Origin of the sequence: Archangium violaceum Cb vi76, assembly GCF_000733295.1 — a bacterium.
Taxonomy (GTDB): Bacteria; Myxococcota; Myxococcia; order Myxococcales; family Myxococcaceae; genus Archangium; species Archangium violaceum.
The window spans coordinates 1-13,215 of sequence record NZ_JPMI01000138.1 but is presented as its reverse complement, the minus strand read 5'-3'; the positions used below and the strand labels follow the sequence as shown (position 1 = coordinate 13,215).

The 13,215-nt window shown below is 69.2% G+C and carries 11 protein-coding genes and 1 pseudogene; 7 read left to right on the top strand and 5 right to left on the bottom strand.

Annotation, left to right across the window (positions count from 1 at the left end; translation table 11 throughout):
* Positions 1-41 precede the first annotated feature (41 nt).
* Positions 42-1,754 carry a methyl-accepting chemotaxis protein gene (locus Q664_RS20475; RefSeq protein WP_063934726.1) on the top strand — a complete coding sequence of 571 codons (1,713 nt, stop codon included), beginning with the start codon at positions 42-44 and terminating at the stop codon, positions 1,752-1,754.
* An 82-nt stretch (positions 1,755-1,836) separates the two neighbouring features.
* Here the strand turns inward: Q664_RS20475 and Q664_RS20470 are convergent, their stop codons facing one another.
* Complete coding sequence (locus Q664_RS20470; RefSeq protein ID WP_043398100.1) at positions 1,837-3,357, bottom strand: acyl-CoA synthetase; 1,521 nt, start codon at positions 3,355-3,357, stop codon at positions 1,837-1,839.
* Positions 3,358-3,611: 254 nt separating this feature from the next.
* Between Q664_RS20470 and Q664_RS20465 the strand changes: the two genes are divergently transcribed.
* The 3 genes from Q664_RS20465 (at position 3,612) to Q664_RS20455 (ending at position 5,945) form a co-directional block, all read left to right on the top strand.
* Positions 3,612-4,967, top strand: coding sequence for a serine hydrolase (locus Q664_RS20465; protein ID WP_043398132.1), 1,356 nt, complete (start codon positions 3,612-3,614; stop codon positions 4,965-4,967).
* A 211-nt stretch (positions 4,968-5,178) separates the two neighbouring features.
* Positions 5,179-5,463, top strand: coding sequence for a DUF4258 domain-containing protein (locus tag Q664_RS20460; protein WP_152622233.1), 285 nt, complete (start codon positions 5,179-5,181; stop codon positions 5,461-5,463).
* A complete protein-coding gene (locus tag Q664_RS20455) occupies positions 5,460-5,945 on the top strand; it encodes a type II TA system antitoxin MqsA family protein (protein ID WP_075207474.1) in 486 nt (161 codons plus the stop codon). Before Q664_RS20460 ends, Q664_RS20455 begins: the two co-directional genes overlap by 4 nt.
* Before the next feature lie 10 nt (positions 5,946-5,955).
* Here the strand turns inward: Q664_RS20455 and Q664_RS20450 are convergent, their stop codons facing one another.
* Together Q664_RS20450 and Q664_RS20445 are read right to left on the bottom strand one after the other, a co-directional pair.
* Positions 5,956-6,987, bottom strand: a complete 1,032-nt coding sequence (locus tag Q664_RS20450; protein WP_043398094.1) for a synaptic vesicle VAT-1 family membrane protein — start codon at positions 6,985-6,987, stop codon at positions 5,956-5,958.
* Between the two features lie 62 nt (positions 6,988-7,049).
* Entirely contained in the window at positions 7,050-8,027 is a 978-nt protein-coding gene (locus Q664_RS20445) for a hypothetical protein (RefSeq protein ID WP_043398092.1), read from the bottom strand.
* Between the two features lie 160 nt (positions 8,028-8,187).
* Here Q664_RS20445 and Q664_RS20440 point away from each other — a divergent pair, with 160 nt between their 5' ends.
* Both Q664_RS20440 and Q664_RS20435 read left to right on the top strand, forming a co-directional pair.
* The gene (locus Q664_RS20440; protein WP_043398090.1) at positions 8,188-10,005 is read left to right on the top strand and encodes an acyl-CoA dehydrogenase; all 1,818 of its coding nucleotides are present in this window, start codon (positions 8,188-8,190) and stop codon (positions 10,003-10,005) included.
* Positions 10,006-10,164: 159 nt separating this feature from the next.
* Positions 10,165-10,725, top strand: coding sequence for a regulatory protein RecX (locus Q664_RS20435; protein ID WP_043398087.1), 561 nt, complete (start codon positions 10,165-10,167; stop codon positions 10,723-10,725).
* 6 nt (positions 10,726-10,731) lie between these two features.
* On the opposite strand, the gene Q664_RS20430 is transcribed toward Q664_RS20435, so the two are convergent.
* Positions 10,732-11,823, bottom strand: a complete 1,092-nt coding sequence (locus Q664_RS20430) for a WD40/YVTN/BNR-like repeat-containing protein (RefSeq protein ID WP_043398086.1) — start codon at positions 11,821-11,823, stop codon at positions 10,732-10,734.
* Positions 11,824-11,825: 2 nt separating this feature from the next.
* Positions 11,826-12,095, bottom strand: a complete 270-nt coding sequence (locus Q664_RS20425; RefSeq protein ID WP_043398127.1) for a MoaD/ThiS family protein — start codon at positions 12,093-12,095, stop codon at positions 11,826-11,828.
* Between the two features lie 145 nt (positions 12,096-12,240).
* Here Q664_RS20425 and Q664_RS20420 point away from each other — a divergent pair.
* A pseudogene (locus tag Q664_RS20420) lies at positions 12,241-13,215 on the top strand (DUF2380 domain-containing protein); the annotation flags it as partial.

Sequence of the window (13,215 nt, the reverse complement as noted above, 5' to 3'; positions counted from 1 at the left end):
GCTCCTGAACAACCGCTCGGGTTTGCCCTAGGCTGGGCGGGATGGCGCTCGGGATTGGACGAAGGCGCAGCCTGCTGACGAAGTTCTACGTGGCGCTCCTGATCGCCGTGTTGCCGCTATTGCTGTTGCAGCAGCTGTACGTGTTGCCAGCCATCCGGCAGCAGCTGCGGGACGATCGCATCCGCGCGGTGCGGCAACTGGTCGAGGCGGGCCACGGCATCCTCCAGGCCTACGAGGTGCGGGTGCGCGCGGGCGAGCTGTCGCCGCGAGAGGCCCAGCACGAGGCGGCGGCGATGCTGGAGGGCCTGCGCTACGCGAACGCCGAGTACTACTGGATCAACGACCTGGAGACGCGGCTGGTGATGCACCCCTTCCTGCCGGGACGGATCGGCGAGGACATGAAGGGGTACCAGGACGTAGCGGGCAAGCGGGTGTTCGTGGACATCGTGGAGCTGGCGCGCCGGGAGGGAGAGGGCGCGGTGGAGTACCTGGCGACCCGTCCACGCGAGCCGCAACCCATTCCCAAGGTGTCCTACGTGAAGCTGTTCGCGCCGTGGGGCTGGGTGCTGGGAACGGGCGTGTACGTGGAGGACATCGAGCGGGAGGTGGCGGCGGTACAGCGGCGGATGTGGGTGGCGCTGCTGTCGGGAGTCGCGCTGGCGGGACTGGCGGGGGTGTACTTCTCGAGGCGGGTGCTGAGGCCGGTGCGCTCGCTGGTCGACGCGGCGGGGAAGGTGGCGCGAGGAGACTTGAAGGTGACGGTGGTGGCGCCCACGCACGACGAGGTGGGGGACCTGGGCCGGGCCTTCAACGCGATGGTGGGGGACGTGCAGCGGATGCTGGGAGAGATGGGGGAGGTGTCTCGGGCAACGGAGACGGACGCGCGGCACATCCACCGCTCGGCGGCGGGGTTGAGACAGGCGGCGCAGGAACAGTCGAGGTCCCTGCGGAACATGACGGACTCGGTGATGGGGATGACGCAGGAGCTGGCGATGGGGGCGAGCCAAGCGGAGCTGACGGCACGGACGGCGGAGGCGAACGAGCAGGCGGCGCGCGAGGGCGGCGCGGTGGTGAGGGGGACGGGGGAGAAGATGAAGGAGATCGCCCAGGTGGTGGAGCGCTCGGCGCGGATGGTGGAGCGGCTGACGGAGTGGAGCGCGGAGGTGGAGCGGGCGGTGGAGCTCATCTCCGACGTGGCGGATCAAACGCGGGTGCTGGCGGTGAACACGGCCATCGAGGCGATGCGGGCGGGGGAGAACGGGAAGGGCTTCGCGGTGGTGGCGCAGGAGGTGCGCAAGCTGGCGGAGCAGGCGCGGACGGCGGCGGAGCGGATCGGCACGCTGATGAAGCAGAGCCAGACGGAGACGGAGGCAGCGGCGGCGCAGATGAAGCAAGGGCGCCTGAAGGTGAGCGAGGGACTGGCGCTGTCTGCGGAGACGGGGAAGGCGCTGGAGCGGATTGTGGCGGGGGCGGAGGAGATCCAGCGGCGGGTGAAGGACACGGCGCGAGCACACGCCACCCAGGCGGAGACGGGCGAGGCGCTCACGTTGCGAATCCACGTGCTGTCGAACCAGGCGGTGGAGTCGGCGACGAACGTGGAGCAGATAACGAAGGCGGTGGAGGACCTGGAAGCGCGAGCACGCCAACTCCGGGAGTTGGTCACCCGCTTCCAGGTGGAACGCCCGGCCGAGGAGGAGAAACCCGAGCCCCACCTCGGACACCTCCCCTCGCCCCCCGGGAGAGGGACGGGGTGAGGGTATCGAGGGCCCCGGATTGAACCCGTGTAAAGCCCCCTCTCCCCCTGGGAGAGGGCTGGGGTGAGGGTCTACGGCCGCCCTACCCCGGAGTACCGTGCTTCGCGGAGAGCGAACGCCGATCCACCTTGCCGGCACTGGTGCGCTGCAAAGCCTCCAGGAAGCGCACGGAGCGGGGCTGCTTGTATCGAGCGAGCCGGCCCTGGCAGAAGTCGAGCACCTGGGCCTCGGTGAGGTCCGCGCCGGGGCGGGGCACCACGAGGGCGCGAGGCACCTCACCCCACTTGGGCTCAGGCACGCCAATCACACACACCTCGGCGATCTCGGGGTGGGCGGCGAGCACGTTCTCCACCTCGGAGGGGTAGATGTTCTCTCCGCCGGAGATGATGAGATCCTTGCTGCGACCGATGATGGAGAAACACCCATCGGCGTCGCGCCGGGCGAGGTCTCCGGTATGCAACCACCCTCCGGCGAAGGTCTTCGCGGTGTCCTCGGGGCGGCGCCAATAACCGGCGCACAGGTGGGGCCCGCGCAGGAGCAGCTCGCCCTCCTCGCCATCGCCATCGAGCCGGGCCTCGACATGGAACAGGGGCACGCCGACGGAGCCGGGCTTGCGGCGCACGTCACCGGAGGGGAGCCAGAAGTTGTTGGGCCCGGCCTCGGTGAGGCCATAGCCGGTCTTGAAGTCGATGCCGCGAGCGAAGAAGCGCTCGAAGACGGGCTGGGGGCACGGGGCGCCGCCGCTGACGAGCAGCTTGAGGCGGGAGAAGTCCACCGAGTCGAAGCGCGGGTGGCGCTGCATCTCGATGAACATGGTGGGCACGCCGAAGAAGAGGTTGATGGCGCCGCGGTGGATGAGCTCGAAGACCTGCTCGAGGGCGAAGGAGCGGGCGACGATGGTGGTACCGCCCACGTAGACGAGCGGGGTGGTGAAGACGTTGAGGCCGCCGGTGTGGAAGAGGGGCGCGTTGAGGAGCGCGGTGTCGTCGGCGGTGAGGCCCCAGCTGACGACGGTGTTGGCGGCGTTGGCGGTGATGGAGCGGTGGGTGAGGATGGCGGCCTTGGGGATGCCAGTGCTGCCACCGGTGTAGCAGAGCACCCACGGGTCCTCGGGCTCGAGGTCCACGGGGGGGAGCGGCGAGTCCGAGAGGGAGTCGCGGTGGCTGAAGGGGAGGTCCTCGGGCAGGCGGGCGGAGGAGTCGTCGAGGTGGACGAAGTGCCGGACGCCGCGGGCGAGGGGGCGGACGGCCTGGACCTGGGCCTGGAAGTCGGAGCCGTGGACGAGGACGACGGGCTCGGCGTCGGCGAGGAGGGAGGAGAGCTCGGGGGAGCTGAGGCGCCAGTTGAGGGGCTGGAGGATGGCGCCGAGCTTGCCGCAGGCGAAGAGGAGGTCGAGGAACTCGGTGCAGTTCATGGCGAGCACGGCGACGCGGTCGCCGCGGCGGACACCGAGGACATCGTGGAGGAGACGGGCGGTGCGATTGGCGGAGGAGTTCCACTCGCGCCAGGAGATGGAGCGGTCACCGCGGAGGGAGTCGATGAGGGCGATGCGCTCGGGGGCGAGCGAGGCCCTGCGGGCAAGCCAGTCGTGGACGATGGGCACGAGTCACTCCTCCGGGAATGAACAAGCCGAGAACGGGCACAACAAGAAGACACCAACTCGCGGACCACTCCCCTCGCCCACCGGGAGAGGGACGGGGTGAGGGTATAGCGGATTCCAGGTTGAGCCCTCTCCCTCTGGGAGAGGGACGGGGTGAGGGTAGACCGGAGCATCCCGGGACGAAAACCGAAAGTCCGCGTCCCAGGCCCGCTGGCCGCGACTCCACCCCGGGACTACCGTCACCCATCCAAAACCCCATGCGACCCACCCCGCTCTGCCTCGCCCTGCTGTTGTGCACGGCCGCCGTGGCCGGCCCGGATTCCCAGCCGCGCCTCTCCGCCACCCGCTCACGGGTCCTCGAGACGGAGCTACTCAACGCGGTGCGCAAAGCGGGCTTCGACCAGGTGCGAGACTGGAGACACAAGGGCGAGCGCATCGCCCACCCGCCGAACGTGGACGTGGCGGTCATCGAGCTGGACGCGGAAGGCCGCCCGGTGGCGGCGGCGAACGTGCTGCTGTCGAGGGACTACCCGAGAGGAAAAGCAGTCCCCATCGACGCCCGGACACTGGGCACACAATCGGTGCGCTTCACGAGGTGGGACCTGGAGCGCTGGGACGGGCAGAAGGGCTGGGCGGAGGCCCCTGCGGAGGACGACCTGGAACCGGGACGCGAGAAGACCCCGCTGCGCTTCATGGCGCCCTACCCCGCGTCACTCTTCAAGATTCTCATCGCATACGGGGTGATGAAGCGCGTGGACCGGGGAGAGCTGACACTCGACACACCGTACCGCTTCCTCCGGGACACGGTGGACAAGGGCGAGCGGCCGCTGAGGGGCTGGCTGGAGCCGATGATCGTCGAATCGGACAACGGCTCGACGGAGGCGCTGGTGAAGCTGCTGCACGAGCGAGGGGCGATGGAGGAGCTGAACGCGGAGTACGCGGCGCTGGGATTGGGAACGCTGCAGGTGAACGGGACCTCGCCGGTGACGGGGAGGAACTGGCAACCAGGAAGCATCCACATGACGGCGCTGGATACGGCGCGGCTGTTCCTGCTCATCAACGGAGGCCCGGGGGTGCTGTGGAGGACGAGGGAAGGACGCGCCGTCACGGCGGCGGAGCTCTCGGAGCCGGCGAGGAACTTCCTGAAGAAGCTGTTGGCGGACCAGGGGTACGCGGAGGGCTTGAGCTCGACACTGGTGTGCGGAGACGCGAACGCGAGGCCGGGAATCCCCACGGCGGTGCCGGCGAGGTGGCTGGCGGAGGACGGGACGGCGACGGTGGGAGTGACGGCGTTCAAGCGGGACACGCGGCCGTGCAACGCGGCGGCGGAGGTGGAGTTCCTGCACAAGACGGGGCAGACGGAGAACTACGGGAGCGACGCGGGAATCGTACGAGCGCTGCCGGGGAAGGCGCCGAGACAGTACGTCATCGCGTTCCTGTCGAACCTGGGCTACCGCTACTACGACGAGGGGGTAGCGGGGACGGCGAACTTCGCGGACGAGGAGAACGGCTTTCCCGGGACGGTGACGGCCATCGGCTTCACGCAGAGCATCGCGGAGTTGGGTCGCCGGGTGGACGAGGCGATGAAGCAGCGGGGCCGGACGAACCGGTAGCGCGGAAAGGATTCCCGTCCACGGAGCGGGACGCTCTTCGGCCTCGCGCTCCTCGGCCCTGACCGGGCATCAGGACTGCAAGGGAGCGGCTGCCGGCCAGGAGCTGCCCATCGCCCGACGAAGACAGCCTCCGCCGCCGGAAGAAGGCCGGCGGGCATCCAGCACAACCCATGACGTGGTGTTGCGGCTGGGAGAAAGAGGCTATATTGACGTGGGATCAACCCAGGATCCGTCCAAGCAATTGGACGCCAATGCCGCGCGCAAGCGCATCTCGCTCCTGCTGAGGAACGGCCAGCTCACCTACACCCGCCATTCGAAGGACGACCTCACGGAAGTCGACGTGACGAACGTGCTGCGAGGCGGGCACATCACCGAGCCCGCGGAGAACGAGAAGGGCACCTGGAGGTACCGGGTCCACACCAACACCATCTGGGTGGTGGTGGCCTTCCGGGGTGAGACGGAGCTGGTCGTCGTGACGGTCTGGAGGAAACGATGAAATGCCTGCGGTGCGGGGGGAAGATGACGGTCCGGCACGAGACGCGACGCGCCTACGCGGGGCTGGAAGGCGTCATCATCGAGGGAGTCCAGGTCCGACACTGCCCGGAGTGTGGAGAGCAGGAGCTGAGCTACTCGAACGTCGAGCAGCTCCACGCGCAACTGGCGCTGCAGCTCGCACGGAAGGAAGCGGCACTCACCCCCCGGGAGATCCGCTTCCTGCGCACCTGGCTGGGCCTGTCGAGCAGCGACCTGGCGAAACGGATGGGCGTGGCCAAGGAGACAGTGTCGCGGTGGGAGCGGGTCGACAAGCCCCTCGCCATGGGGGCGACGGCGGAGCGGCTCCTGCGGCTGATGGCGGTGCACGAGCAACCCGTGGAGGAGTACCCACTCGAGCAACTCGCGCACGTGGCGACCTCGAAACCAGCCCCCCTCCAGGTGCGCCTCAAGCCACGCAAGCAAGGCTGGACGGCGGAACTCTAACCCACGCGCCTCACGGCACCAGCACGAGCTTGCCCACGGTGGAGCCGGACTCCAGTGCGCGGTGCGCCTCGGCGACCCGCTCCAGCGGGAAGCGGGTGACAGGTGGCGAAGTGATGCGGCCCTCGTCCACCCACGCGAGCAATCGCCCCATGGCCTCCTCGAGCACATCGCTCCGCTCGAACAGATAGGAAAGGTTGAAGGCAAGCACGCTCGAGTTCGCGTTGGTGAGCGAGAGCGGATCGAACCGGGGGGTGCGCAGGAAGTCCGCGGCGAGCTTCACCCAATTGGGTCGGCCCCCTTCACGCGGCAGCATGGAGTGGAAGCCATAGATGACGAGCTTGCCGGGCCGGGCGAGGTGCCGGTAGCTGTCGCGCAGCGTGGAGACGCCATTGGCATCGAGCACCACGTCATAGCCATTGGGAGCGGCCCGCTCGGCGGCGCGCCAGAGGTCCTCGCGGCTCTTGTCGATGACGACATCCGCCCCCAGCGCCCGCGCGGTCTCCACCTTATGGCTGGAGCCGACGACGCCCACCGTACGGCAACCCGCGATGCGCCCCAACTGCAACAGGGCCCCGCCCACACCGCCCGCGGCCGAGTGCACGAGCAGCGTGCTCCCCGGACGTGGGTGAGCCAACTCGAAGAGGGCGTAGTAGGCGGTGAGGAAGACGGTGGGAAAGCCCGCGGCCTGGGCCATGTCGAAGCGCGCGGACAGGGGAAACACCTGGTGGCGGGGCACGGCGACGTGGGTGGAGTAGCCCCCGAAGCGCGAGACACCGAACACCCGGGCCCCCACGGCGAGGTCCGTGACGGCGGAGCCCACCGCGGAAACCGTCCCGGCGAACTCGAAGCCCGGGGTGATGGGCCAACCGACGTACTCCTTGGCCGAGGCATACAGCCCCATGCGGATGACGCAGTCGGCGTAGTTGACGCCGATGGCCTCCGAGGTGACGACCACCTCCTCGGGAGCGGGAGTGGGATCGGGCTGAGTCTGGAGCGTGAGCCGGTCGTAACCACCGGCGCGGGGGATGACCACCTTGCGCATGACCCGGATATACCCCCGCTCCGGGCGCACTCTTCACCAACTTGTCCAACTGTCGGACAAGTTCACGCGTCGTCGAACGGGAGCCCCATGGCCGGAGCCTGCTGCGCACTGGAAGCGACAGCGGGGGCCTCCTCGGGCGTGGGCGCGGGTACGGCCTCCGGCACGGCCACTGCCTCCGCGAGAATCACGGAAGGCTCCAGCGCCACGGACTTCGCGTCAGCCGGTGAAACGGCCTCGGCCTCTGGCAGGACCTCGGATGCGGCGTCGGGCACGAGCTGGGCGATGTCGTCCATGCTCGCGACGAAGGCATTGGCCCCCGCGTCGCCGAAGTCTCCCCCACCCTGCTCCAGGTTCTCGATGTCATCCAGGCTGGCGAGGAACGTGTCCGCGCCCGGATCGCTGTAGACCTCCTCCTCCTCCTCGAGCGCCTCGGCCTCGGCCTGGAGCGCGGACAGCTCCGCCTCCATCCAGGAGGGGTCCTCCTCCGCCTCCACCTCGGACCCATCGTCCACCTGGAGCGCATCCACCTCCGCCGCCATCCAGTCGTCCACCCCGGCCCCATCGGCGGCCAGCTGCTCCGCCGCGGCCCGCTCCAGGGCGGCCTGCTGCTCCGCCGCGGCGCGCTCGGCCCGGCTCACCGACTCGTACACATTGGCCCGGGCCAGGTGCGCGAGCGAGACGCCCGGCTTGTCCGCACTGGCGCTCGGGAGAGCCTCCTTCGCGACCTCCTTCCCGCCCTTCAGGTCCACCAGCTCGCGCTGGGCCGTCGTCTCGTACCCATCGGCGAGCGTCAGCTGGGCCCGCAGCGCCTCGGACTCGAGCTCCTTCTGGGCCCGCTCGGCCTCGAGCGCCTCCATCTCGGCGCGGTGCTTCGCGTTGAGGGCCTCGAGCGCCTGCTCCTCGGTCATCAGCGCCGGGTCATCGGTCCCGATGGGCTTCTCGACGGCATCGACACGGTGCTGGGCCTCGATGCGCCGCTGGGCCTCGATGATGTTCGCCGTCTGGACGAAGGGGTTGAAGCCGATCCTTCGGATGCTCATGGAAGGTCCTCGCTGGACGCACGGGAGGTGCTTCGTTGTCCTATTGTCGCAGCGAGCGGGCCCCGGTTGCGACCCCCCCGCGAAAACATGGCGGATCCGGCCCATCACACGGGGTAGCCTGGGCCTCTACCCGCACAACCCGTTCCAGTCGGAGGCCGAGATGTCGTCCGCGCCCAACCACTACAAGGCCAACCTGCGAGACCTGAACTTCAACCTCTTCGAGTTCCTGGAGATCGGGCGGAGCTCGCTGGGCAAGGCGCCCTTCGGGGACTTCGACGAGACGGCGGCGCGGCAGACGCTGGAGACGTTCGCCGAGGTATGCCTCGAGGAGATGGCGCCGAGCTTCACCGAGCCCGAGCACAACCCGCCGAAGCTGGAGAACGGGGCGGTGACGCTGCCGCCGGGCATCCAGAAGGCGCTGGCGGCCTATCACGAGTCGGGGATGGGCCAGTTGGAGCTGCCCGTGCACCTGGGGGGCATGGGAGCACCGCCCTCGCTGGGCTGGGCGGCGTTCGAGCTGATGGTGGGGGCCAACCCGGCGGTGGCCTTCTACACGCTGGGCGGAGTGCTGGCGCGCGTCATCGACCGGCTGGGCACCGCGGCGCAGAAGAAGCGCTTCCTGCCGGCGATGATGGAGCGGCGCTGGGTGGGCACCATGGTGCTCACCGAGCCGGACGCGGGCAGCGATGTGGGCGCGGCGCGGGCGAAGGCGCGGCACGTGGGCGGGGACGTCTGGGAGCTCGAGGGCGTGAAGCGCTTCATCACCAGCGCGGAGACGGACAACACGGAGAACATCATCCACATGGTGCTGGCGCGGCCCGAGGGCGCGGGCCCGGGCACCAAGGGGCTCTCGCTCTTCATCGTGCCCAAGTTCTGGGTGGAGGAGAACGGCGCGCCAGGCGAGCGCAACGGCGTGGTGTGCACGAAGATCGAAGACAAGATGGGCCTGAAGGGCTCGGTGACGTGCGAGCTGACCTTCGGTGACGGGAAGCCGGCGCGGGGCCTGCTGCTGGGCGAGGTGCACGACGGCATCCGGCAGATGTTCCACATCATCGAGCAGGCGCGCATGGCGGTGGGCATCAAGTCCATGGCCACGGTGTCCACGGCGTACCTCAACGCGCTGGAGTTCGCGAAGGATCGCAAGCAGGGCTCGGACCTGATGCAGGCGCGCGACGCCAAGGCCCCGCGCGTCACCATCCTCCACCACCCGGACGTGCGGCGGATGCTGATGGAGCAGAAGGCGCATGCCGAGGGCATGCGGGCGCTCTGCCTCTACACCGCCTCCATCCAGGACCAGGTGGAGCTCAAGGGCGGGCACCGGGCGCTGGAGGCCGCCGAGTACGACTCGCTCAACGACCTGTTGCTGCCGCTGGTGAAGGGCTACTGCTCGGACAGGGGATACGAGTTGCTGGGGACGGCGCTGCAGTGCTTCGGGGGCTCGGGGTACCTGAAGGACTACCCGATGGAGCAGTACATCCGGGACCAGAAGATCGACTCGCTCTACGAGGGCACCACGCACATCCAGGCGTTGGATCTGCTGCTGCGCAAGGTGGCGAGGGACGGAGGGGCGACGCTGCAGCGGCTGTTGGGGCAGGTACGCGCGACGGTGGAGTCGGGCGAGGGCGGCAAGGAGCTGGAGGCCGAGCGTACGGCGCTGAGCAAGGGGCTGGCGGACCTGGAGACGATGCTGGGAGCGCTGCTGGGGAAGATGGGCGAGTCCATCTACCACGTGGGCATGCAGGGCAACCGGGTGTTGCTGTCGCTGGCGGACCTGGTTGTCGGCTGGCTGCTGGTGCGGCACGCGGCGGTGGCGCTGGAGCGCATGAAGACGAACCCGGGCGACAAGACCTTCTACATGGGCAAGCTCGCGAGCGCGCGCTGGTTCTGCCACGAGGTACTGCCGGGGATTGCCCACGCCGCGCGCATGGTGGAGCAGGGCACGTTGGACCTGATGGAAGTGCCCGAAGAAGCGTTCTGAGCCAATTTCCCCTCTCCCCTCGGGAGAGGGACGGGGTGAGGGTGCCCGGGTCCCAGGCTGAACCCGTGCACCCCTCCGTGCCTGTCCGCCCGCCGTCCAGACCAGCAACCACGGAAGCACTGCCGGACGTCTGACCCGGGTGTTACACCCAACCTCGCCATGGAAGAGCAGCAGGGAGAACAGGGCCGGAAGGCCGAGCGCCCGCGAAAGAAGCCGAGGAAGGTGTCTCCCCGCTACTTGGAGAACGCGGCGCTGCACTACCTGAAGCGGTACGCGGCGACGGAGAGCCAGCTCAAGCGCGTGCTGATGCGCAGGGTGGACCGGTCCCTCAAGGAGCACGGGGGAGAGCGGACCGAGGCACTCGGCTGGGTGGACGAGCTCGTCGCGAAGCTCAGGCGCGGAGGACTCATCAACGACGAGGCCTACGCGGGGATGAAGGCGCACTCGTTGCGCAACTCGGGCCGGAGCGCGCGGGTCATCGCCCAGAAGCTGAGGCTGAAGGGCGTCTCGGCGGACGTGGTGGCGAAGAAGCTGGCGGACGCCACCGCGGAGCTCTCGGAGGAAGAGGCGGCGAAGATCTGGGCGCGCAAGAAACGCCTGGGCCCCTTCCGGACGAACACGAAGACGCGCGAGGAGAACCGGCAGAGGGACCTCGCGGCGCTGGCGAGGGCGGGGTTCTCCTTCGCCATCGCGAAGAAGATCATCGACTCCGCGGGGTAGAAACGCTCAGGCGAAGCGGACGGCGTAGATGGGAGGCAGGTGCGCGGAGAGCTGCATCCAGGAGTCTCCGCCGTTCTCCGAGACCCAGAGCGAGCCGGTGGAGCTGCCGAAGGCGAGCCGCTCTCCCGAGGCGTCCACGTCGAGCGCGTGGCGCAGGGTGAGATCATAGGCGTGCTCCTGGGGGAGCCCCTCGCGAAGCACCTCCCAGCTCTTGCCGCCGTCGCGGGTGCGCGAGACGACGACGCGGCCGTCCACGGGGAAGCGCTGCTCGTCCTTGATGGCGGGGACGCGCCAGGCGATGTCCGGGTTGGACGGGTGGGCGGCGATCGCGAAGCCGAAGACACTCGGAGCGCTCTCGGGAATGGACACCCAGCGGCTGCCCGCGTCATCGGAGCGGAAGACGCCGTTGTGGTGTTGGGCCCAGATGCGGTCCGGGTGCGCGGCGCAGCGCGCGAGCATGTGCGGATCCTGGGTGGCCGGGTTCTCGCGCAGCTCGGGAGGCATGTACTCGGCATGCATGCCGTGGCTCACCTCCCAGTGCTCGCCCCCATCGCGCGTGAGCCAGGCACCACCGCACGAGACGCCCACGACGAGCTCGTTCGGGTTCTTCGGATGCGGGCAGATGGAGTGGATGCCCGGCAGGTCCGTACCACCACCGAACCATTGCTTGCGCAACGGGTGCTCCCAGAGGCCGCGGCACAGCTCCCAGGACTGGCCCCGGTCCTTCGAGCGGAAGAGCCCGCCGCCGACCGTGCCGCACCAGAGGGTGCCGTCCACGACCTCGAGGGCCCAGATCTGCTCGACGCGCCACGGCCAGGGCTTGCCATCGGGGAGCGTGTCCTCGAGCCCTTCCGGCTTCTTGGGGAAGGCGGGGGCGGTGAGCTCGTCCCAGCGCTGACCACCATCGGAGGAAGCGCGCAGCTTCACGCCGAAGTGGCCCAGGTAGAGCGCGGCATAGAGGGTGCCGTCCGCGGGAGACCTCGCGACGAGCGAGACCGGATCACCGAGGAAGGACGTCTGGGCGATGCGCCACTGGCCCTGGGAGCGCCGGAGCTCGAAGAGACCCTTGCGCGTGGCGACGAAGATGCGATCCGACATGCTCAACCCCCGGAAAGTGCCTGCATGACGTAGAGGTCGGAGGCCTCGCCGATCGGCTCCAGCTGGCCCGAGCGATCGCGAAGCTGGCCGCCATCCACGAAGACGACGACGTGATGGCGCAGTGCCCCCTGCTCATCGAGCACGTAGCTCCGCACCTGTGGATGGCGGGCGAAGTATTGCTCAAGGGCCTCGCGAACGGTGGTCCCGCCCACCTGCTCGGTGGGGCACGAGACATGACGCTGGAGGCTCGAGGTGAAGGAGATGCGGGGCACGGCGGCGCACCCTAGCATCGGGGTGCTTACCGTCGGAACACGGTGCCGCCCTTCATGACGAAGCGGACGTGACGCAGCGCGGCCGGGGCCACCCGGTTCAAGGCCGATGACGCGCCGCTTGCGCGGTGCCCGCTAGAATGAGTGGATGATGCGCGCTAACGCGTCGGGGGCGAAGGGGACGGGACTGTTGCTTGCCCTGGCCCTCCTGTCCAATGCCTGTGTGTCGCTGACGCCACCATCTGGCCCGGGGCGGCACCTGCGCTACACCCCGCGAGGCGCCACCGGGCCCGCCGTGGCCGGTGGGGCTGGCGAGCAGTCGCCGCTCGTCCTCGACGCCCAGCCGCCCTCCCCTCCCGGGCCCGAGGCACCAACGCGGTTGCACCGTCACCGTGGCTCCCGGGAGGAGGTGACGGAGGCCGGCCCAGGCAGCGTCGACGCGACCGTGTGGCGGAGCGCCCTCGCGGCCCACCTGGCTTTTCGCAAGAGCGTGGGCGAGGTGTCCGGCTCCACCCGCAGCATCTCTCGCGAGCTCTCCAGACTCAGGGCCAGCGACCTGGGCATTGCTGGCGCGGGCAACGGCCTCTTCGTCCGCTACGTCGACCATGGCGAAGCCCGGTTGCGGTGGATTGACGCCGAGCTTGCCGCCGCCACGCAGCTCGCCACCGAGGCGTCGGAGGTGGAGGACCCGGACATGCAGCTCGCCCTGCTGCGCCTCGCGGGCCCACGGCTGGAGGCCGCCATGATGGGCTCCCTGCTGCTGGCCGTCTGGTTTGACTTCCTCCACCTCACCGACACCGCGCTCTCCCGGCGCCTCTACAGCGTGGAGACGCTGTACGTGAAGCTGGAGCGCTGGCAGAAGATGATGGAGCCCTCCATGTTGGCGTTCGCTTCACTGGAGCCGGAGCAGGTGGAGTCAGCGGCGGAGGACATGCCCGCCCTGGTAGGCCACCTCACCGAAGAGTTCTCAGCGCTCCTCGAGGCCATACACAAGGGAGCGAAAGTCCTCGAGAAGGCGCTGGTGCTGAAGGAGACCCTGGAGGCGCTCACCACCCTGTCGGCGCTGAAGTTCACGTTGCCGGCGCTGCGCGCGGCGACTCCCGCCGTGCTCGGCGTGAGCCTC